11 protein-coding genes are annotated in these 22,677 nt (G+C 46.5%); 7 read left to right on the forward strand and 4 right to left on the reverse strand.

What is annotated here, in order from left to right; translation table 11 throughout:
* Window positions 1-94: 94 nt before the first annotated feature.
* The 4 genes from AACL30_RS10270 (at window position 95) to AACL30_RS10285 (ending at window position 15,342) form a co-directional block, all read left to right on the forward strand.
* Window positions 95-9,883 (forward strand): VCBS repeat-containing protein, encoded by a 9,789-nt coding sequence (locus AACL30_RS10270; RefSeq protein ID WP_339056578.1) that lies wholly within the window; start codon window positions 95-97, stop codon window positions 9,881-9,883.
* 75 nt (window positions 9,884-9,958) lie between these two features.
* Complete coding sequence (gene istA, locus AACL30_RS10275; protein ID WP_339056344.1) at window positions 9,959-11,137, forward strand: IS21 family transposase; 1,179 nt, start codon at window positions 9,959-9,961, stop codon at window positions 11,135-11,137.
* Window positions 11,134-11,931, forward strand: a complete 798-nt coding sequence (istB, locus tag AACL30_RS10280; protein ID WP_339058365.1) for an IS21-like element helper ATPase IstB — start codon at window positions 11,134-11,136, stop codon at window positions 11,929-11,931. Before istA (AACL30_RS10275) ends, istB (AACL30_RS10280) begins: the two co-directional genes overlap by 4 nt.
* Window positions 11,932-12,000: 69 nt before the next feature.
* The gene (locus AACL30_RS10285; protein ID WP_339056579.1) at window positions 12,001-15,342 is read left to right on the forward strand and encodes a C80 family cysteine peptidase; all 3,342 of its coding nucleotides are present in this window, start codon (window positions 12,001-12,003) and stop codon (window positions 15,340-15,342) included.
* Between the two features lie 39 nt (window positions 15,343-15,381).
* Here the strand turns inward: AACL30_RS10285 and istB (AACL30_RS10290) are convergent, their stop codons facing one another.
* Window positions 15,382-16,179: an IS21-like element helper ATPase IstB gene (gene istB / locus AACL30_RS10290; protein ID WP_339058365.1), complete on the reverse strand. Its 798-nt coding sequence runs from the start codon at window positions 16,177-16,179 to the stop codon at window positions 15,382-15,384.
* Complete coding sequence (gene istA / locus AACL30_RS10295; protein ID WP_339056344.1) at window positions 16,176-17,354, reverse strand: IS21 family transposase; 1,179 nt, start codon at window positions 17,352-17,354, stop codon at window positions 16,176-16,178. Before istA (AACL30_RS10295) ends, istB (AACL30_RS10290) begins: the two co-directional genes overlap by 4 nt.
* Before the next feature lie 104 nt (window positions 17,355-17,458).
* On the opposite strand from istA (AACL30_RS10295), the gene AACL30_RS10300 reads away from it, so the two are divergent.
* Both AACL30_RS10300 and AACL30_RS10305 read left to right on the forward strand, forming a co-directional pair.
* Window positions 17,459-19,090, forward strand: a complete 1,632-nt coding sequence (locus AACL30_RS10300) for a hypothetical protein (RefSeq protein ID WP_339056580.1) — start codon at window positions 17,459-17,461, stop codon at window positions 19,088-19,090.
* A gap of 79 nt (window positions 19,091-19,169) precedes the next feature.
* A complete protein-coding gene (locus AACL30_RS10305; protein WP_339056581.1) occupies window positions 19,170-19,325 on the forward strand; it encodes a hypothetical protein in 156 nt (51 codons plus the stop codon).
* Here AACL30_RS10305 and osmE read toward each other — a convergent pair.
* Both osmE and AACL30_RS10315 read right to left on the reverse strand, forming a co-directional pair.
* Complete coding sequence (gene osmE / locus AACL30_RS10310) at window positions 19,287-19,637, reverse strand: osmotically-inducible lipoprotein OsmE (protein ID WP_339056582.1); 351 nt, start codon at window positions 19,635-19,637, stop codon at window positions 19,287-19,289. The genes AACL30_RS10305 and osmE overlap by 39 nt on opposite strands.
* Before the next feature lie 164 nt (window positions 19,638-19,801).
* Window positions 19,802-21,001: a hypothetical protein gene (locus AACL30_RS10315; protein WP_339056583.1), complete on the reverse strand. Its 1,200-nt coding sequence runs from the start codon at window positions 20,999-21,001 to the stop codon at window positions 19,802-19,804.
* Window positions 21,002-21,376: 375 nt separating this feature from the next.
* Here AACL30_RS10315 and AACL30_RS10320 point away from each other — a divergent pair, with 375 nt between their 5' ends.
* Window positions 21,377-22,591 carry an MFS transporter gene (locus AACL30_RS10320; RefSeq protein WP_339058455.1) on the forward strand — a complete coding sequence of 405 codons (1,215 nt, stop codon included), beginning with the start codon at window positions 21,377-21,379 and terminating at the stop codon, window positions 22,589-22,591.
* Window positions 22,592-22,677: the final 86 nt, after the last annotated feature.

A 22,677-nucleotide genomic window follows, 5' to 3' on the forward strand; every position in this document is an offset into this window, starting at 1 on the left:
AAAGTGTGTGTACCCTTCACCCTGGTTGCCTAGCAGCAACTTGAAGGACTATGGGTATAATCGTACGCAAGCGGAATGCATTCACAGATAAATTATGAAAAAAGCGTTGGCTTCTTTTTTAGGAATAAAAGTAAAAAAAGATAAAAATGGGTTAGTTGCAGAGAGCAGCACCGAAAGTGGGTACAGTAACAGTCTGGTGGAAGCCATACCAGAAGCCGGCTCGAGCAGTATGGTAATGGTTGATGAAAATAGAGCTAAATTTGTCGCTATCTTTACTGATATTTTGCTAGATCCGCAACAGCTCGGTTCCAATGCAGAAATCCTCACCAGTCTGTTGCCTGATTACCCACAGATAAAGGAAGTGGCAAAGTTACTCTTCACCGAAAAGCAAGAAACCGTAGAACACCTTCGGACTCAGCTTAACGGTATCATCTCGTCTTTCATTGTGCCGCGTATCAACGAGGAACACCTGCAAGAGCTGATAAGGCAAGTCAGCGTGGAGGGAGAATTTGATGAAGCAGCCATCAGAAGCCAATCCGCTGAAGTCATTCGTAGCGCATTTAAAACATGGCTGAATCGGTCTCCTCTTCCTCTGCAAATAGTACGCAAAGAGAGCACTTGGCACATCAACCGGTGTTTGACGCAACAAGATATTGGTAGCCTGGTTGTACTCCCGATCAGAAGCGGAAAAACCTTACTGGCACGGGTGGTCTTTGAGAATGAACAATTTCGTTTAAAATTATCTGGTGTTAACCAGGAGGAATATTTAACCACCGCAACCTTACAGCCCCCTTTGTTAACGACGCCATACCCCATAGAAATGATCAAAAATGGACAAAAAGAGCCGATATCCAGAGTTGGGCACACATTGGATCTTGCGTTAGCAACGGATGTAACTGCCTTTTCAATAACAGCCAAGGTTATCGAAATGGAAAGCGTTGTGGGGAAAAATCCGTTAATACGATTGGAAATACCCTACCTATTCGATAATCAGCAAGCCTCGTTACCTGCCCATGTTGCTATCTTACAAAATGGCAAAGAAATCTATGGGGAAGTGATTTATCAATTTCCCGATAAATCTGAATTCTATCCCTTGGCACCGGTCGCTCATAGCGAGGAAACAACGCTATCTGCTACACAACAAATTACAGAGCAGTTACAACTGGACGCGATTTCAACCCGTCTGCACATAAAATCTGCCGTTATCCGCAAGATTTTACAGCGTCCTGTTGATAGCGCGACAATAGCCATACTGATCGCAGCTTTGCAGCCTCAGGCTCCCACAGTGCCAACATTGATTGATTCAATTAACTTAATGAGTTTGAAACAGAGAGAAAGTCTGGCAAAGCTGGTTCATGATATTGTCAGCGATAGTATTCTTATCCGCTCCGATCAACGCTTATTAAACGAGATCCTGGATCAACATGCCGCTGATTTTAATCAACATCAGCGTGCATCGAATCAACAATTTATTGACCAACAGGCCAATAGGATCCTTAAGATATTATTCACCCGTGCGCTCAATGGGTCACTGATCCCCCTTCGTATCAGCCTCTCAAAAGACGGAACCTATTGGCAAACCAATCGTAATTTTACTCGGCAAGACCTTGGTCGCATGGTGCAAGTGACAACAAAAAAAGGTAAAACGGTCTTTGCGCGTATTGAGAGAGATGAAAGAGATGCTGGATTTCCTGATGATAGGGCTCGCTTTGAATTAAAAATTTCAGGCGTTAACGAGGATACTTTTAAAGAGTTGCACGACAGCACGCTAAGAATAAAAAGAGTCCGCTCAGATTTCATAGATCCTGATCACCTCGCCCCCACAGAGGGTGCAGATTATATAAGAATGAGAAAAAGCAATGTAGCAGGAGCCAAAATAGTAACGCAGGAAGAGACATTTACATTTGAATTAACAGAGAGCAGAAGTATCCAGATAGAAGTCGCTTCAATCAGCGACCATGAAAAAAATCCATTGGTACGCTTAAAGATGCCAACCCTATCGGCCGATGAAAAAAAAGGGTTACAACGCAATATTCTCGTGATGCACAACGGAGAAGAGAGCTATGGGCGAGCCATTTACCAGTTTCCAGACGGCAGCGAACTCTCTTTCTGGGATCCGTTGCCTCCCGTTAACCCTGAGCAATCATTAGAGGCAGAGATCAAAAGCCGGCTTGATCTGACTCATTGGATGATAAAATCTCAGGTCCCGTCCATCGTCCAGCAGATCCAAAAGACACTACAGGATCCTGCAACCTTGCTTGGAAAATTACTGCCCAATGCCGATCGTACACAGCAGTTAAGGGTGCAACAATTAATTAACGTTAAACAGCTGCCGCCAAAGATAACACAGCCGCTGTTAGCTAAAATTTATCACCTGATGCAAAACATTATCGCGCCGCTAATCGATACCGGATCCTTAGAAAGGAAAGTGGAACAAAAAGCCCTGCAAGTGAAAGCTTCATACTCACCGGAAGAAAGCGCACGGTTTATTCAGCAACAGGCCACTCAATTTATCGACGGGTTATTAACTTATCCATTCAATTTCTCTCTTTCCCCTTTACAAATCACAATAAAAGAAACGCATTGGCAAGTTAATCGTAATTTTAGCCTCAACGATATAGGGACGATGGTCGCTGTCCCACTACCGAATGAAAAAACGGTATTTGCACGGATAGATTTTAATAGCCAAACACAGCGTTTCATTTTACGTATATCGGGCATCCCAAATTGGGATGATTTTAGCGCTATGATAACAAAATTCCGGCCGCCCTTCGGTGAAGAATATCGGATAGAAATGAGGGAGGGCGTTTCAACAAAAGAGATAAAAACAGTAGGTGACACCTTTACGCTGTTCGATGGCACTCAAGCACAGGTTGTCTCAATAAGTAAAGGCAAGAACCCCTTTGTTACGCTCAAGGTGCCAAAACTTAAAGCGGCTCTGGAAGATACCGGTGCACTACAACGTAATATTTCCATTGATATCAACGGAAGAAAAGACTACGGGCGCGTTATCTACCAATTTTCCGACGGCAGTCAATTGTCTTTCTGGGGCAAGGATCAACAACCTGTTGTTGAGACAATGGCTTCTCTGACTAAACAGCTGCAAATAGAAGCCAACGCGGTTTTAACCCGTTTTCGTGCAGCACTTTGGTCCAAAATCATTGAAGTCATTCGGCCTTCTGATTTCCAGCAAAGCACGCATGTAGCCGTAAATATGCTGGCTGGCATGTTACCCCTTGATATGCCAGCCTCAATATTAGCAAACTCGCGCAGCCTAACTGATTTTTTTCCAGAAGAAACCATCTCGCTGAAAAAGAAGATTAATGAGATAGTCAAAAAGATAATTTTACCCCGGCTAAAGACGGAGCTATTAACCCGTACACTGAATGACTATTTTTTGGATAATAATACAACGCAAGCCGCGCCGCCGGAGCAAGTGTTCATTGACCAAGAAGTGGTTAAAATTGTTAGAAAATTATTCACAAACGCCATGAATGAGCCGCTTGCCCCCCTCCAGATAAAACTCAAAGAGGGAGTTTTACAAGCAAATCGGCATTTTTCCCAAGAAGATATCGGTCGGATGGTGGAATTGCCAAGGGTGGATGGCAACAATCAATTTGCTCAGATAATATATAAAAATGATACATTTAGCTTAAAAGTCTCTGGCGTTGCTTCGATTGTGGATGCCCAACCTCAGGGGAATATTGCGATAAAAGTGCCATTTATAAAAGCGAGTTATCCGGTATTGATGGAAGAAACGCGGCAATCGGCAGTGATAGCACAAGAGGGACAAGCGTTAATGATTGGCATCAACAGACCAAATCAAGACGGTGTTTCAGTAAAAGCAGAGGTTATCTCAATCGGCTCCGAAGAAAATCCGGTCGTGCAGTTGAGGGCGTATCCTCAGACCGAAAGTGATAAAAATGCATTACAACGCATGATTACTGTTCAGCAAAATGGCAAAAAAATCAGCCGGCGGATCCATTACCTCTTTGCCGATGGTACAGAGTCGCCTTCCTGGAACAGTACTGAGCCTGTCGCAACAGCGAGCGCATTAACAGAACAGATCAAAGCGTCTCTACAACTGGATGCTTTTTTAAAGTCTGCCCATACCCATCGGCTCAAGTTGAAAATTCTTGAACAAATTGCAAATATTTTGCAGCCATCGATAGACACTGCTTCCGCAGTGGAGAAACTCACCACGTTATTTCCATTCAACTTACAAATAGTAGCATTACAACCATTACTTCATTCAGGGCGAGTGCCTACGGATCTAAGTGAACAACTAAAATCCCAGATTGACACTATTTTCGGCGAGGTCATCCCATTAAGGTTAACGCAAAGTACGGAAGAGGCATTCAATAACCTGGTGAACCAGCATGAACCTGATTATGCACAATATCACAGCGGGCAGCAGGAACAGCTGATTAACCAACAAGCCAAGGTCATTATTCAACAACTCCTGGTTGCTGCATTAAGTGATGCTGTGCCCCCTCTTCGTATCGAACGGCAAGGAGAAGAGTTAACATTAAATCGACGTTTTACTCAGCAAGACGTTAATAAAATGATTACCGTACCCACGGCGACCGGCAAGCGAGCCTTTGCGCGTATAGCGAGTATGCCAGATGGAAGTTTTGAATTGGTCATATCAGGTGTTGATCGCAACATAGAATTCCCTGATAGCCGGATATCGGTTCCTTTATTAAAGGATTCGTACCGGATAAATACCAGGATAGGCGATATAGTGGGAGTAGTAAATCAGGGAGCAGAGTTTAGCATTGGATTGCAAAACGGGCTCATTATAGCAGCAAGAGCGATTTCACTTGGAGACGAAAACGACCCCCGCGTGCTGATGCAAATCCCTAACCTGTCTATGGATGACAGAAGATCATTACAGCGTAATGTTTTAGTTATCAGAAATGGCGTAGAAACCTATAGCGGGATCCGCTATCAATTTACCGACGGTACCGAATATTCCTTCCCTTATCCGCTTACCACTGAAGAAACACCTGTCCCTGCGGATAGCATGACAAAGCCCATGGAAAAGCAAATTCTAGAAAGCCTCAATCCTGTTTTGCAAAAATTATTAACCCTTTCAGACTCCAAAGATTATAGCCCTGTCAGGCGAGAGAACGTTGCTGGTGGAACAAGCGTGGCTGATAACATCAACCTGGCGGGTGAACAACCGGTACCGCATCACTTTTATGCGCACGAAATAGCAGTGATTGATCCGCAGGACGAAGAAGCCATGACGGCGGCGGGTCGATGGTTAAGAGAAGACCCAGCACATAGGGACATTAGCGATATCAATTACCATCGCTATTCACCGAATGGTAATCCAATGGAAGGAGAGACGACAGCGTCAGCACGTCAAGCGTTGCAACAAAAAATAGTGCCTTTACTGGCTGAACAACAAGTGCGGATACTTTTTTTCGGTGAGAAAGAGGCATTTTCATCGCCCGATACTCCGCAAATGATCAGTCGTTTTATTGATCCACTGTTAACCAATGGGGGTAATGTCACCAATCTACAGGTTGTATTGGGTAAAATTATTTACGGAAACACTCAATCTCATACCGAAGTCGCTATTGATTATACCGCGCCACTTGCTGTTTCTGCTGATGGTGCTATCCAGGTGCAACCGCTTGTGCTACAACCTAGCGTACCTCGTTCAAAAGGTCTGCTCGGTGGAAATAGAGCATATGCTGATCCGCTGGTGGATCGTGCCGATCTCGCTACCCGCCTGCATCGGGTTATCGCGCTAATGGATGCGCTGCATACCAATGCGTTAACCTTCGATACGCTGGATGCTCAGCAACGTCTTGACTTGGCAGATTTTTTTCCTGATGCCGACGGCGCGGTTGATGAAAGGAAGATTGCTCCCTTCATCACTGACGCGCGCCATTTTGCCCTTTGGCATGACAATGTAAAACAGCTGCTGCAATTACCGGATGCTCATGCGCAATTAGCGCATTTGACGGGTGAACAAGCGCTGGTGCGCAGTCAAGAGTCGAACCGGCAGCAAATCAGTGCTATCACGGCATGGAAAGGCGTTGAGGCTGAACATGGCTCCAACGTGCGGCTCGCGCCACAGGCGTTATTTATTGCTGACGCTAGCCGGCACGCACAGACGGCGGCCACGGCCACGGGACTCGCCTGGTTAGATGCACAGGCACAAGGCGGGCTGGCCAGTGAGCGCTATCTTAATGGCCTCAATACTTACGCAACGCTCAATGAACAGCGCGCTGAAGCGCCTCTCTCAGATAATGATGCCAAACAAGTGAAGCAATTTCGTCAGTTGTTTGATGGATTATTGGCTACGCCTGACGATCATCCGACGATTTTTAGCCAACAGCCGTTGCCAGTGACGCACGCTGAAATGGCGCCGGGTCAGTATTTAATAAAAATCGATCATCAGGTACTGACACTCTCTGTCAAAAATAATGGTCACTTTTCTCTCTATCATCCCAATGTGGGGGCGATGCAGATCACGGGGGCGGACGTTGGCCAAAACCGCCAGGCACTTGAGTCTACCTTGCGTGCCCACATCAATTCCTCCACCGAAGTCACTTTGTATAAAGTCGATCTGATTGCTGCCCGTGAACAATTCTCTGGGCTAAAGCAACTACAAACGCTGTTAAGCGATTATAAAACCGAAGCACAACGGCTAGCAGCGGCGCCGGATGTTACCCTGAGCGCGGTGCCGATCCCGGTCGCGGTGCTCAATAAGATGGGGGCGCGCATCGACGGCAAGCCTTTTTCTGTCGATCATCTAAAACGCCTCTCACCGCTACAATTGGCTGAGCAGCTGCGCTTTGATGGCAAAAAATTGGCGCGTTATCTGCACCAGGCGGATTACGGTAGCTTTGAAGCCCAACAAGCGGTGCGTTTCCTGCGGCAGCAAATACCGACGGAAGGCAGCATGGAGAGTCTACTTATCGCCAGTGATAATGCTGCAACCAAGGCCAGTGTGCTGGCGCAGCTGGAGGCGATTCGCCAGCAGGTGACATTCAAGCCTCAGCTGGCGGCGCAAACGGAAACGGTAGGCAGCCAAACGCCGAAGCTGACGTTAGAAATCGCCCCGAGCCTGGGCGATACGCTAAAAAGCGTGCCGATAGCCGGCTCGGCGCGTCTGCAACACTTTACCCGCCGCGCGGGCGGTACCATGCAGGGCTATGGCTACCTGCGTTCACTCAGTGATCTGACCAAATATAACCGGCGACTGCAAAATCAATCCTTAACGCCTGAACAGAGAGAACAATTGACGCAAGAAAGAGATCTGGCGCTGTTTGCCTTAAGCTCCAACATGGCGATTGATCTGACCCAAGAGGGGCTCGGCGTCTGGGGCAGTCGTCTGACCCAGCTGGGGCTGCGGTCAGGGTTCAAACTACAGCTGGCGCGTTTTGGCGGGCCGGCGCTGGGCGTCTTATCCAGCGGTTTTGACTTATACCAGGCCTTCCGTGCCTTCAGTAAGCTCAGCACTACCACCGATCCGACAATGCGCCAAGATTTGATCGTTGAAGGCGCTTTATCGCTCACTGGGGCGCTGGTCAGCATCGGCGTCCCCATCGCGTTTGCGATTGGCGGCACGGCAGCAGCCGTGGCAGGTCCGGTGGGATTGGCCTTCGGCGCGGCGCTGCTATTGGCCGGCGGCATTTATTCTGCCGTACGTGAAGTGGAGGAGATCAAAAAAGTGATCGCGTTAGACGGTTGGGAGACCTTTCAAGCCGGCGTGTTGGCCTTTACCGGGCAAGATCAGACGTATAGTCTGGAAAATCGGCTGGCGGCCTACCAGGTAAAAGCGGCGGCAGAGAAAGCGCTGACCGCCCGACTGAACAAGGCCGCTAAAACCCTATTGCGGGCTAACATCAACATTGAGACGCTGTACCTCAGCCGGGGTGAAGTTACGCTGAAAACAAGAAGCTATCGGCGGTTGGTGGCAACAGATATCTCCGGAGGGGATCACATCCTACGTGATCGCATCCGGTCGACAGAAACACCTTCATCAGAGGCCGAGCAACAAGCAGCGGCCAGCTACGCCGCGCGTCATAGTAGAGGAAACACGGTATTAACCTTCAAACAAAGTGAAGGAAAAACGGCGGTGAGATTGCAACCCTATGATCTAAATTACTATTTGCCTCAAGCGGGGAGCGTCGACGAGGTGGTTGATCTGAATGATGATGCGAATCTTCCGTCAACGGTGCTAAAAAAATCCTTTATCGGGGCGGAGCAGTCGGTAGGCGCCTTTGTGGCGACGGCCGCTCAACCGTTGCCAACGACGGATTTGAATCCCTTACAAAATGATAGCCGCGTGATGCGTATCGATATTAACCATGATGGTCATCCTGATATCGCCTATTATTCTAAGGAAGGGTTCGATGTTGTTAAATCTGATGGTCAAGGCGGTTATAGCGATCAGCGGCGTATCGATAGCGTCGTACCGCTCATCTGGCCAACCCTCAGAACCATGGTAGGGGATATCAACGGCGATGGCTGGGACGATATGGTTGCCGTCGGTGACAGTAGCGAGCCGATGCAGATTTTTTTGGCCAAGCAAGACGGCACCTTTGCCCATAGTGAACAATCATACGGCGTGCGACAGTCGCGTTTAAGTGACGCACCCGCGGTGTTGCTGGACGTGGATAAAGATGGCCGCGCGGATGTGGTGTCATTTACCCGCGGTCTGAGCAGTGGCGATAGCCAGCTAGGCTATGTCAACATCATTTATGGCAAAAAGGTGGAGGCCGATGATACTGCTGCTCAGGCCACCGGTATTTTTGAGCCCCTGCATTCGATGGCACTTGCCACATTATACGGCGCCACCTCGCCGGCGTCGGTGGCGGAATACCTTCATCGGCTGGTTGGCGATATTGATGGCGATGGGGATGACGATATTGTCTCGATGACAAAAACCGGGATGCTCTACACATTATTGAGTAGTGGAAATCGCCTGGCGCCTTTTATCACGAAAGAGGCAAAAGAGCACGAGGGGATAAAAAAGCTATTCGAGTCCGGTAAATTTAATAATGCGCAAATACAGCTGCATGATATGAATGGCGACCAACGCGCTGATTTAGTGGTCATTCAAGACGATGGCAGCTATACCATTGCCGAGGGACAAGCTGACGGCACTTTTGGTACGGAAAAGACAGAAAGTCGCCAGAATCGCTTCGCGCTGCGGGGCGATGCGCAAATAATAGGCATTATTGAAGAAAACGGTGAGAAGTGCTTATTGTCAGTCCGTCCCAGCGGCGAACTGATCCGCGCTCCGTTTCGCCGCCCCTCGGAGGCAGAGTCTATCAACAAAGTGAATATGGGCGGGGGTAACGATACCGTCCTGGGTAAGCGTGACAGAAAAAATGACTTTGACGTCGGTGGCGGCCGCAAACAGTTTACCGGCGGCAGCCAGGCCGACCGTTTTCATCTCTTGGGTCAAGCTGCGCCGGCCACGCCAAGCATTTTGGATGGCGGGAATGAGGTCGGCAGTCATCTGCCTGACCTGAATGATACGGTGATCGCCTCCCGTCGTCCCGCGAATGGCAAAAGCACCCTGCTGGCGATCGATATTGGCCTCGCCGCGTATTTCCGTGAAGATCAGCGCCAACAGGTGATTGATCACTTAGCGCGCATTGCACCGTTATCCGGGCAGGCGCGAGAAGAAGCGATAGCGCAGTTAACGGCGTTGGCGCAGTTTCAGGTGCTGGCGCAGTTAAAAAATATTGAAAATGCCTACGGACAGACTGAAGTTAATGTGGTATTGAGCGGCGATGAAGGTAACAACACCCTCGGCTTAGGGCGCGGGTATGCCGCTGGCGGGAAAGGCACAGACACCTATAACATTCTGCGCAATCAGAGTGTCAGCGCTAATGATAAAAGACCGTAAATTGCTAATTTAATTTGTCCACTCAAGCCAGAATGCAGTTTCCTTTGTGGTGACAAAGCCATGAGGGAAATAAGCATGCTAAGAAGAGAGGACCACTACATGATAAAACAACGCCATCAACAGGGGGCATTTATTGTTGATATTGCCCATCAGATAGGGTGTTCAGAAAAAACGGTGAGACGGCACATTAGCTATCCTGCGCCGCCAACAGCAAAACGCGGTAAAAAACAGGTTGCTAAACTCGAGCCCTTTAAAGACTACATCGATTCAAGGTTGAGTGAACAGGTTTGGAATGCGGCGGTTATTTTTGAGGAAATCCGTGAAAAAGGCTACCGGGGTGGGAGTGCGATGCTCCGACGTTATATACATCCCAAACGTCCGCTCAGGGCCTCGAAAAACACGGTACGCTTTGAAACCCTCCCCGGTTATCAACTTCAACACGATTGGGGAGAAATCATCGTTGAGGTGGCAGGCTCTGCCTGTACGGTTAATTTTGCCGTTAATACGCTCGGTTTTTCGCGTCGCTTTCATGTCTTTGCTGCCCCTAAGCAAGATGCTGAGCACACGTATGAATCGCTGGTTCGCAGCTTCAATTACTTCGGTGGCAGCGTAAAAAATGTCTTGGTAGATAACCAAAAAGCCGCTGTTATCAAACATGGACAAAATGGCCACATCGAGTTCAATGCGGGCTTCCTGCAACTGGCTAATCACTATGGGTTTAGCCCTCGCGCCTGTAAGCCTTATCGACCGCAAACGAAAGGCAAAACCGAACGGATGGTGGGCTATGTTAAACACAATTTTTTCACTCGCTACCGTCAGTTTGAGAGTTTCGCTCATGTTAATCAACTGCTAGCGATGTGGCTGGCGAAAGTGGCAGACCAGCGTCATCTTCGTCAATTCAAGCAGACACCGGAAAATCGTTTTGCTGAGGAAAAAATAGCCTTGATGCCACTCCCTGCGACTGATTTCGATACCAGCTACTTCGACCTACGACAAGTGGCATGGGACAGCTATATCGATGTCAGAGGTAATCGCTATAGCGTGCCTTCATTCTGGTGTGGTCGTGCGGTTAATATTCGTATCGGTTTAGATAATACGCTACGTATTTACGGCGATGAGCAACTGCTCGCGACGCATCTCTTGCAGGAGGTAACGCAGGGCTGGCAAAAGGTGCCAGAACATCATCAAGCCCTTTGGCAACAGGTCAATCGAGTAGCGTCTCGTTCGCTCAGTGTGTATGAGGAGCTACTCTGATGGAAATGGAAAACTTGTTGATACGGTTAAAAATGGATTACCTGGGCGATGCGTTGGAGAGTTTATGTGAAGAAGCCACCAAGAAAGCACTGAACTACCGTGAATTTCTCCAGCAGGCATTAGCCCAGGAATGGAACGGGCGTCACCAAAAAGGCTTGGAATCGCGGTTAAAACAAGCACGTTTGCCGTGGATAAAAACCTTGGAGCAATTTGACTTTACTTTCCAACCAAGTATAGACAGGAAAATTATCCGCGAGCTGGCGGGGCTGAGGTTTGTCGAACATCATGAAAACGTCATTTTGTTAGGCCCACCTGGGGTAGGGAAAACGCATTTGGCGATAGCGCTGGCTGTCAAGGCAGCTACAGCTGGGCATCGGGTATTGTTTATGCCTCTGGATAGACTCTGCTGTACCTTAATGAAGGCAAAGCAAGAAAACCGTCTGGAACGCCAACTTCAGCAACTGTGCTATGCCAGGGTATTAATACTGGATGAAATCGGGTATTTACCGATGAATCGCGAAGAAGCTAGCCTATTTTTCAGGTTATTGAGCCGTCGTTATGAAAAGGCGAGCATCATTCTCACATCAAATAAAAGTTTTACTGATTGGGGGGACGTATTCGGTGATCACATTTTAGCAACTGCGATTTTAGACAGGCTTTTACATCATTCAACCACATTGAATATTAAAGGAGAAAGCTATCGACTCAAAAATAAACGCAAAGCAGGCATGTTGCCTATAAAAACGACTGATATTATCCAGGCGCCTGGAATAGAAACCCAACAGGAAAATTAGCAAAAACTGGACATTTTAAAGTAGCAAAAAGTGGTCAATCTAAAGTAGCGTTGACAACCTAATCAGCTGATGAGTTATCGAGGTTTATTGACCACCGACGCCAGTATTGAATCAATCAAAGCGATAAAGCACCTGAATCAAGGCAGAGTCATCTATGTGCTCGAAGGGATCACTGAAGGGCGTAATACTGCCGGTATAACAGATAAAAATACCGCAGAAATTCTGTTAACCCCAGATCACTACTTTCGAGTCACCGCCAGCCAGAAAGTGGGAGATAATCTCTACCTATTATTAACACAGGAGAAGTATCTTGTAGAGGGTGAAACCATTCGGGATTTAAACAACGGTCATTTGGTGGGTGTTGTCGATTATGGATCCGTCCGTTTGCGAAATGGTTTTAGTAGTGTCTTTCATTATCCGGATCTAAACCCAAATCAATCGATACGTATTGAGACATTCTCCGAAAGCGCTTCAACGTTTAGAAAAGGAAGACGTATTGAGGGAAGTTGGCAAAACGTATCAGAGCCTGATGGCAATCAGACGATAAGCGCGTTAAGCCGTTTAGGGGCGGCGCAGCGGGATAATGTTGCTAACTGGGCGACGCCACCAACCACTGGAGAACGCTTCATTGCTGGGGGCGAGGCGCCGCTTAAACGTCGTATTATCGTCCAGTTGGAAAATGACGCAGAAAGCTTACGCTCGGCGATAGCGCTGGCAGAGAAACACCCGGGTGAGGCCGTGGTTTATCAAAGGGATGTGCAAGGTAATATGCGTCTGATATATGGCGACCCGATAGTGCTGAGCGGTAGCGGTGAAGTGGCGTTGTTATTGGTCGGTCATGGCCGAGGAGGGCTTGGAGATGTGCAAGATAATACCAGCTTGGCGGGTTACAGCGCACTCGAGCTAGCGGCGCTGCCCCAGCAAATATCTCAAAAATTAGCCCTAGATCCTCAGATTAATAAGCTGGTGCTGGTGGGCTGTGCGTTGGTTAATGACGATAAAAAAAGTGGATTTTTGTTTGATGCCGCTGCCGCATTGGCGCAACAAAGGGGTCAAAAACCCGCTCAGTTAGTCGCCTATGCCAGCGAGCTAGCGATAACGGATGCCGCACATGCGCGCGATGTTGGACATCGCCATCAGTTTGTTGAAGGGAGGATTGGCGAGCCTGTTCGCCCGGCGCGGATCAGTTTGGCATTTGACAGTCAACAACAGCGGTATTTCCCTGCGTTTACATTTTCTATGCGGCAAGAGGAAGGAAAGATCGCAACAAAGCAAGCGGTTATGACAGCGGGCAGGCATCCGAATGGTCAACCTTCTACCATAACGCGAGAAGATGAAGCGGAAATCAAAGCAGCGGAAAAAGAACAGACGCGCGTCGAGTTACAGCAACTAGAGCGAATGGCGAACACACTGATTAAACATTATGAAAAGGCGTTAACCAGTTACTATGGCAAGAAATATCGCTTTTTTGGCTTCGAGAACGTGGGGGATCAGATTGAATGTATTTTTAAGACAACAGACGATCAGCAAGATAAGCGTGTCATAGTGAAACATGATAGTAATAACGCGGTACTTTTTTTAGAGGAAAAACCGTCAATACAAGAAGGCGCACCGCCTGGAAAACGCATCGCTTTACAATACGAAAAAGACGGTGATAACTTTAGGTTTTCTGTAGCCGAAGGGCTATCGGAGCGAGCGGGAGTGTCGCGCGAACAGACTCTGTTTACACGAATACAAGAAAAAATGCTGTTGCTTGAGCCAGAGATAGCACAAGCCGAAGGTATCTCGACGATGAATGCCGCCTTTCTGGCGCTGCATCTTTTATCACAGCCCCATGATGATAATCTCTCGCCCTGGAAAAAATTTGTCGGTATGGCCAATGTGGGGCAAATACTGCATGGAATTGGGCAAGATCTCAGCACTATCGTCAGAACGATCAAGCTATTACGGGGGGCAGGTACTCAGGCAGAAAGCATGTTAGGCAAGCTGTTGGGGGGGACGGCTTACACCCATGCCGGTAGTGTGGTCAATGTCGCGATAGATATCATCAATTTTATTGATGCCATTTCTGATCTCAACGCTATGCCGCCAGGGCCACAAAAAGATTTTGTTATCGCGCGCGTGGCGTTAGCAGGCACACAATTGGCGGTAGATACCGGGCTGGCGATATTACCTGTGGTTGCCAGCATTGCTCCTACCGTTGCACCTGCTATTGCCAGCTTTATGGGGGTTGCAGGCCCTCTAAGCGTCGTTTTCGCAGGTATGATGATTGGGGTCAATGCGTTGCTGGAGGCTATCACTTTTAATAACACCCATTACCAAATTGAATTGGATGAAGTCGTTGCGCCTTTTCGCCATTCAAAAAACAAAACTATCCTCACGCCCATCGATATTGCGCAAGTCAGTGACGATGCGAAAATGGTCTATTTTGAACCTTACGTCCCGCTGAAAAAGATCCGAATAAACGGGCAGATCTTGTCAGTACAGGTCGCAGATATCGGCATTCCCCGATTTAATCCTGCTAATCGTGAGCATTCGACAACACACGGTGAGTCGCTTAGCGCCTATACGGCACTCGGTTTTGATGTTTCTCGAGAAGTGCAACAATATGAGAAGCTGAGGTCGACACAGTACTTATTATTGCCGGCGGCGTTGGATGGGCATTACAATTTTATGCATGATGTCGGCGCTTACGGCAGCTTAGACGGAAAAGAAGTCTTCAATAGATTCAGCGCGTATTACAACTCATCGGATGCCAATGTTTTTCACGTTGGCGGTGACCATTCCCCAAACCATACGGTCTTCATCCCTCGCGCAACAGAATACGTTATAGAATTGGATGAAACTGAGCGTAGTATTGCTTTTCAATCTCCTCAGGAGTTGACTTCTATTAAGGGCGATGATCATGAAGGGCTTCACGCTGGGAGCTTACCCACCCCGATGACAAATGCAGAAAATGCTCATTTTTTGACCTATCGATTTAAAGGGGGAGGGGGCATCACCCGGATTGATTTATTTGATGATAGACGGCAGATCATCATTCAACCCCATCAGGAAGCTGTAAAACGGAAAAACGAGCGCTGGGTATTGGATATCACCCCGGATACACTTGACGCGATGGCGAACAGAAAAAAAGTCTGGTCGGAATGGCAACAACGCCCGACTATAACATACGGTGAGGCTGTCTTGGCGTTACTGAATATGGGGATTGCTCCGGCGGATATGTCAAAGATACACGATCTGTTGGTAGAGCATATTCGAAAAACAGAAATACCAGATAAACCTTTGTTAGGAGGATTAGGGGGATTTGTTTGGAGTGTCTATGACGTTATCCAGCGAATGTCTGATCCCTTGAGCGACTTGCATACTAAAGTGGATCTGCGAACGTTGATGGTGTCAACGCTACTTTAGATTGACCACTTTTTGCTACTTTAAAATGTCCAGTTTTTGCTAATTTTCCTGTTGGGTTTCTATTCCAGGCGCCTGGATAATATCAGTCGTTTTTATAGGCAACATGCCTGCTTTGCGTTTATTTTTGAGTCGATAGCTTTCTCCTTTAATATTCAATGTGGTTGAATGATGTAAAAGCCTGTCTAAAATCGCAGTTGCTAAAATGTGATCACCGAATACGTCCCCCCAATCAGTAAAACTTTTATTTGATGTGAGAATGATGCTCGCCTTTTCATAACGACGGCTCAATAACCTGAAAAATAGGCTAGCTTCTTCGCGATTCATCGGTAAATACCCGATTTCATCCAGTATTAATACCCTGGCATAGCACAGTTGCTGAAGTTGGCGTTCCAGACGGTTTTCTTGCTTTGCCTTCATTAAGGTACAGCAGAGTCTATCCAGAGGCATAAACAATACCCGATGCCCAGCTGTAGCTGCCTTGACAGCCAGCGCTATCGCCAAATGCGTTTTCCCTACCCCAGGTGGGCCTAACAAAATGACGTTTTCATGATGTTCGACAAACCTCAGCCCCGCCAGCTCGCGGATAATTTTCCTGTCTATACTTGGTTGGAAAGTAAAGTCAAATTGCTCCAAGGTTTTTATCCACGGCAAACGTGCTTGTTTTAACCGCGATTCCAAGCCTTTTTGGTGACGCCCGTTCCATTCCTGGGCTAATGCCTGCTGGAGAAATTCACGGTAGTTCAGTGCTTTCTTGGTGGCTTCTTCACATAAACTCTCCAACGCATCGCCCAGGTAATCCATTTTTAACCGTATCAACAAGTTTTCCATTTCCATCAGAGTAGCTCCTCATACACACTGAGCGAACGAGACGCTACTCGATTGACCTGTTGCCAAAGGGCTTGATGATGTTCTGGCACCTTTTGCCAGCCCTGCGTTACCTCCTGCAAGAGATGCGTCGCGAGCAGTTGCTCATCGCCGTAAATACGTAGCGTATTATCTAAACCGATACGAATATTAACCGCACGACCACACCAGAATGAAGGCACGCTATAGCGATTACCTCTGACATCGATATAGCTGTCCCATGCCACTTGTCGTAGGTCGAAGTAGCTGGTATCGAAATCAGTCGCAGGGAGTGGCATCAAGGCTATTTTTTCCTCAGCAAAACGATTTTCCGGTGTCTGCTTGAATTGACGAAGATGACGCTGGTCTGCCACTTTCGCCAGCCACATCGCTAGCAGTTGATTAACATGAGCGAAACTCTCAAACTGACGGTAGCGAGTGAAAAAATTGTGTTTAACATAGCCCACCATCCGTTCGGTTTTGCCTTTCGTTTGCGGTCGATAAGGCTTACAGGCGCGAGGGCTAAACCCATAGTGATTAGCCAGTTGCAGGAAGCCCGCATTGAACTCGATGTGGCCATTTTGTCCATGTTTGATAACAGCGGCTTTTTGGTTATCTACCAAGACATTTTTTACGCTGCCACCGAAGTAATTGAAGCTGCGAACCAGCGATTCATACGTGTGCTCAGCATCTTGCTTAGGGGCAGCAAAGACATGAAAGCGACGCGAAAAACCGAGCGTATTAACGGCAAAATTAACCGTACAGGCAGAGCCTGCCACCTCAACGATGATTTCTCCCCAATCGTGTTGAAGTTGATAACCGGGGAGGGTTTCAAAGCGTACCGTGTTTTTCGAGGCCCTGAGCGGACGTTTGGGATGTATATAACGTCGGAGCATCGCACTCCCACCCCGGTAGCCTTTTTCACGGATTTCCTCAAAAATAACCGCCGCATTCCAAACCTGTTCACTCAACCTTGAATCGATGTAGTCTTTAAAGGGCTCGAGTTTAGCAACCTGTTTTTTACCGCGTTTTGCTGTTGGCGGCGCAGGATAGCTAATGTGCCGTCTCACCGTTTTTTCTGAACACCCTATCTGATGGGCAATATCAACAATAAATGCCCCCTGTTGATGGCGTTGTTTTATCATGTAGTGGTCCTCTCTTCTTAGCATGCTTATTTCCCTCATGGCTTTGTCACCACAAAGGAAACTGCATTCTGGCTTGAGTGGACAAATTAAATTAGCAATTTACGGTCTTTTATCATTAGCGCTGACAGATGGAAGCCGCTGAGACTCCTGTACAAAAGTTAAATGAGCAAGATCAGGCGAGCAGTATGGCGTTACAACAGGGCAATATCGCGCAACTAAGGTTAGCAAAGGGTCACAGCGGATGGGATCTGCAATTAGCGAATAATAAAAAGGTGCACATTGACGGCGAGCTGCCAGGTCATATTGCGTTACAGATGCGTATCGTCGAGCTACCGGGGATAACGTTTACGCTAACAGCGTCAGCACGCCCAGGGGGGGAGACGCCTAAATTTTATGTCGGATTGGAAGCGGCGAGCAGGGAGGCGTTATTGGCTGACAATCTCACCAAAACTCTGGCGTTTATCCAGAGCAAATTCGCCAATGATCCGCGATTTGTTATTGATCAACGGGTACCTATCGCTATCCGAGTCGGGCAAGATGATATGGCAAAAGGATTATTAGATTTAGCCACTCAGCGTTGGCAAGCGATCAGTAATATAGATGAGGGTAGTGCCGTTGCTCATCCTCATTTTTATAATAGTCAGGGGGATATCCTGCCTTTGCTTATTGCCCCTCAACATACCACCAGCGTTGCCCATATCGAATACGATACAACGCAACAACAGCTCGCTGTTGTGGGTGTTGCCCACCCCTTTAATAATAGAAAAAGCCGTGTTGACTATCACTATTTTCATGATTTGCCGCAAAATGCGCGCTATCAGCAACTTAAAGCTATCTACCTCGATGAAAAAAATGGCAAGGAGCAAGCACCCTTGATGGCGTTGCTGGATACGCTTCATACTCAGTCAAATCAACAGATGATATCCATCAAAGCCCCTATGATACCTATGGATGTAGAGCTGGCCTGGGATACAGAAGGAAACCGTTTTTTCCGTAAAGCGACGTGGCAAAAAGACGATTATCAATTTACCACCTTCGCCACCGATGCTAGCAATTTCCCTCGTCTGGCGGTAACTGTCTTGCCGCCCTCGACAGAACGACGTCAGGAATGGTTGACGCTCAGTCAAACTGATATCGGTCTTCCTATCTCATCGCTCACGCTCTCGATACCACCTGAGATAAGCGGTATCGATTTATCCGCATTGCCTGCGATACCCACCAAAGTATTTGCGCCGATTGGGACAAAAATCCGTGGTTTAGATCATCAAACGACGCTTTTTTTACACACTGAAGGCAATCCTAAAGTGATGTTAAAATTGACATCGCTGCCTGCGCTTCCCGGCACAGCCACAATAACGGCAGAGGCTCAGCAACACTGGGGTCTGGCGCTGATGATTGACAGCCAGGAGGAATTAGATACGACGATCAACCTCGCCCAAATTAATCAAGCATTACGCACCCATTTTACCGATCAAATACCATTTACCGCTGATCCCTACCTGCCGTTGCTCCTTAGCAACCGTAAAGGTGAAATCGCCGAGGGTATTTTTGATATCACCACCAGACGTAGTTGGTTAGTAAAAATCTCCCGGGGTGAGGGGAGCCATCGTCAATCTCGCGCTTTAGTCGGGGATCAACCCGACGCTTTAGCACAGGCGATGAGTTCATTTCAAGAAGAAGCAGGGGAAATAGGAGCGGTTAACAGACTGTCGTCGATACATGACTTGGGTCAAAATAGTTTGATTGAACCTAGAATATAATATGTTCAAAAAATAGTTACTATACCCTTCGTTTTTGAAGTTGCCGCTAGGTGGCCAGAGCGACCGACCGGTGAATACCATGAGTGATCGCTGCCAACGCCGCCGTAACTTGAAAGGCGAAGGGTATAAAACCAACGGGGCTAATGCCCCGTTGACATTCCCACCTCACTATTATGCTGGAAAAGCGCCCAAAATATCAGTAATAAACCTGGCGATTAGGTTGACCAGCTTTTAATCCCCCCTGCTGGTCAGCGGTGTTACAGGTGGTAAAACCATGCGCCGTTACCAAGCCCTGTGGATTGAAAGCGACGTAAAAAGCGGTAGAGCGACCTTCTTTTTGCAACATATAATCAAAACAGGTGCCACTACCATTACGGATAGCTTGACGGTTGTGAGGTTGCCCGGCCACCTGCAAAATTTGTTGTTGGGTGGCACCGACCTGTGCCGCTGCAGTGACCAAAGGTTCACTGCCAAAGTTGTTGATCAGTGCCAAGCCAGTGCATCCCACCAACATCATAACACTACAAGCCATAATGATTTTTTTCATAATAATCCAACTCAACTATACTGGGTTAAAACAGCATCAACACTAAAAAGGTAGTATAAAAATAAAAAAATGTGGCGTAGCCTTTAGTTTTTTCTGTATATAGCCAAATCAGTTTAATTTATCTAGAAACTAATAGATTCAGCTTCCCGGAATATAAAAGGGCTTTAATTTAAAGGAGGAAAAACTTTTTGATGAATGAGTTTAAAATGTTTAAATCCGAAAGCTGAGACTTGCTGATGGGGCACACCTAATGCGAATAAAATTTTAGATGCATAATTTAGGCTCTTTTTATTAGGAAGAAAATGCCCAGACATATGCGTAATATATGTATTACCATTTTCTTTTCTCCCAATGTAACCAGCACTCACAACAGGCAGTGGTTGATTATTTTCCATACTTGACAAAGATGGGTGAGATAAGGTTTTTAAATTAGCACCTTCTTTCTGTTTAAAGGTTCCAATTCTCAATTTACCATCAGAGGTAACAATAAATTTGCCTTGCCAACCAAGTTCTTTCAAATGTTCTAAACTACTTGCATCTACTACTGTCTCAATACGAACAAACAAATGTTCAAAAGCATCACTGGCTCGTATATATTCATCATTAAATTCTCCAGCTCTATTATTTGGAAGATAACCAGTGGCTAGTTTTTGGTTCGTCAGACAACGAGTAATAAAAGCACTGACCACTGCAACATGACCGTGCATTTTTGACAATAATCCCGTTTTTTGTTTTTTGGTAATGTTCTCGATCGATGATTGTTCCAACAGAATACCAGCGGTAAACAATCTTTCTAGCTTTGTGCCCTGCTGTAACGATAATTTGTACGCTTCCAATGATTCCCCCTCACGTAACACAAGCTGGGAATTGTAGGATAAATCCAGAAGGTTTAATGTTAACGGCAAGTTCTCTACCCTAGGTGCAGTTTTAAGGTTATTGTGCGATACAATTAACCATTTTAGACAAGGTGTTAATTTACTCAAATCATCCAAACTTTCCAAACCCATCTCGGATATGTCCAGAGTTGTTATATTTTGTGGCAAATAAGGCGGTAATTTTTCCAGGCGTAATCCCGTTAATGTTAAATGCAAAAGACCATTATCTTCACACTCTATAATTCGTGATGCCACGTTTTTGCGATTGTTATTGCAACCATTAGATGATTCGTTCACCCATTTCTGCAAAATACCTAGATTATTCTGAGACATTTTTTGGGATATTAACAAATTACTTCTCACTTTAGACTCCGTGTCTGTTGCAAGGGAGGTATACTTTGTTAGATAACATTTCTGCGTAGAATCATTAAAGTCGAGCATATTCTTTTTTTTATTTAATCGTAAATTTTGTGTATTAATAATTAACATTAAAATTATCAACAATCCGTCAATAAATATCTCTCCTGCGTAGAAAAGCAACTAACACTCGAGCAGAGGCTGCAAGGCATCCATATTCTTCACCAAGTAAACGAGAAATGAAGGCATTCACCAGCGTATTGCTAAATCATTGTTGGCTAGATGGTGCGCTAGAATTGACACTAGCCTAACCACTGCTTCCTGCCTCAGATGGAACAACTGGATTGGCTGAAGCTTTAATTAGCGTTAACTCTAAAAGTAATGTGATACAAAAGAAGATCAATGCGCCCTTTTTTACGGTATAGTGACGGCAGATACTTTTTTAGCTCTGCTAAAATAGAGAAAAAATGGGCGAGAAGCCTCGATCACTATCTTGTAAATTATCCTATGCAAAAAACGTTTCCAGGCATCATAAGCTTAAACCGCCAAGCTTTACTGTTCATTAGCTGTTTAGTTTTATTCGAATTTACCGTTTATATCGGTAACGACATGATACAACCGGGCATGCTGGCAGTAGTAGCCAATTTTAATGCCGATGTTAAATGGGTTCCCACTTCGATGACCGCTTATCTGGCCGGTGGTGCGTTTTTGCAATGGCTGCTAGGTCCACTATCAGATCGCCGAGGCCGGCGGCCAGTCATGCTCGCCGGTGTGTTGTTTTTTATCGTCACCTGTCTGGCGATACTGCTGGTCACATCCATCGAGCAATTTATGGTCATGCGTTTTCTACAAGGGATTGGGCTGTGTTTTATTGGTGCTGTAGGCTATGCCACCATTCAAGAATCATTTGAAGAAAAAACCTGTATCAAGATCACCGCTTTGATGGCAAATGCCGCATTAATTGCGCCGCTTTTCGGCCCATTGGCGGGCGCAGTGTTAATCCAGCTTATCTCCTGGCACTGGATGTTTGTTATCTTTGCTGGGGCTGCTGCCATCGCTTTCATCGGTCTGTGGTACGCCATGCCAGAAACGGCATCTTTACAGGGCACACCGCTTTCTTTTAGCATTATGTGGCATGATTATAAACAGGTTGTCAGCAACTGCCGCTTTCTCTGTGGAGCCCTCGCCATCGGTTTTGGCAGTTTGCCATTACTAACATGGATTGCACAATCACCGATTATTTTAATTAAAGATGAGGGACTGACTACCTTTAAATATGGCATGCTGCAAATACCCGTGTTTAGTGCACTCATCATGGGTAGCCTAGCACTAGCATATTTAGCCGATAAAAAGAGTATTTTCCAACTGCTAACATTCGGGGCATTCCCTATCATTGTAGGGCTGTTATTGGCGGCAACCGCTACTTTTTATTCTTCTTGCAGTTATCTGTGGATGACCTTTGGGCTGAGCCTATATGCTTTTGGTGTTGGTTTAACCAACGCTGGCTTGTATCGATTGACCTTATTTTCTAGCAAAGTGAGTAAAGGTACCGTATCCGCCACAGCAGGAATGTTCAGTATGCTGATATTTACCCTAGGGATTGAGTTGTCTAAGCTAGCTTATCAATGGGGTAACGCTGGTGCTTTTAATCTGTTTAATCTATTCAGCGGTTTATGTTGGCTATCCTTGGTCGTGATTTTTAAAAAGCTGAGTCACATGTAAAGTGTACTCATTCAACCATCACCATCAACGTTCTAAATCAGAAACTATATTACTCTGATGTTAAAAATAACTTTCAAATTTAAGGA

It is taken from the genome of Candidatus Regiella endosymbiont of Tuberolachnus salignus (genome assembly GCF_964020115.1).
GTDB lineage: Bacteria > Pseudomonadota > Gammaproteobacteria > Enterobacterales > Enterobacteriaceae > Regiella > Regiella insecticola.

What these genes read in the sequence shown, in the direction of transcription:
- AACL30_RS10270 (WP_339056578.1), top strand. Translation starts at nt 95, where the DNA reads ATGAAAAAAGCGTTGGCTTCTTTTTTAGGAATAAAAGTAAAAAAAGAT.
- istA (WP_339056344.1), top strand. Translation starts at nt 9,959, where the DNA reads ATGCTAAGAAGAGAGGACCACTACATGATAAAACAACGCCATCAACAG.
- istA (WP_339056344.1), bottom strand. Translation starts at nt 17,354, where the DNA reads ATGCTAAGAAGAGAGGACCACTACATGATAAAACAACGCCATCAACAG.
- AACL30_RS10300 (WP_339056580.1), top strand. Translation starts at nt 17,459, where the DNA reads ATGGAAGCCGCTGAGACTCCTGTACAAAAGTTAAATGAGCAAGATCAG.
- AACL30_RS10320 (WP_339058455.1), top strand. Translation starts at nt 21,377, where the DNA reads ATGCAAAAAACGTTTCCAGGCATCATAAGCTTAAACCGCCAAGCTTTA.
- AACL30_RS10285 (WP_339056579.1), top strand. Translation starts at nt 12,001, where the DNA reads ATGAGTTATCGAGGTTTATTGACCACCGACGCCAGTATTGAATCAATC.
- AACL30_RS10315 (WP_339056583.1), bottom strand. Translation starts at nt 21,001, where the DNA reads ATGTTAATTATTAATACACAAAATTTACGATTAAATAAAAAAAAGAAT.
- AACL30_RS10305 (WP_339056581.1), top strand. Translation starts at nt 19,170, where the DNA reads ATGAGTGATCGCTGCCAACGCCGCCGTAACTTGAAAGGCGAAGGGTAT.
- osmE (WP_339056582.1), bottom strand. Translation starts at nt 19,637, where the DNA reads ATGAAAAAAATCATTATGGCTTGTAGTGTTATGATGTTGGTGGGATGC.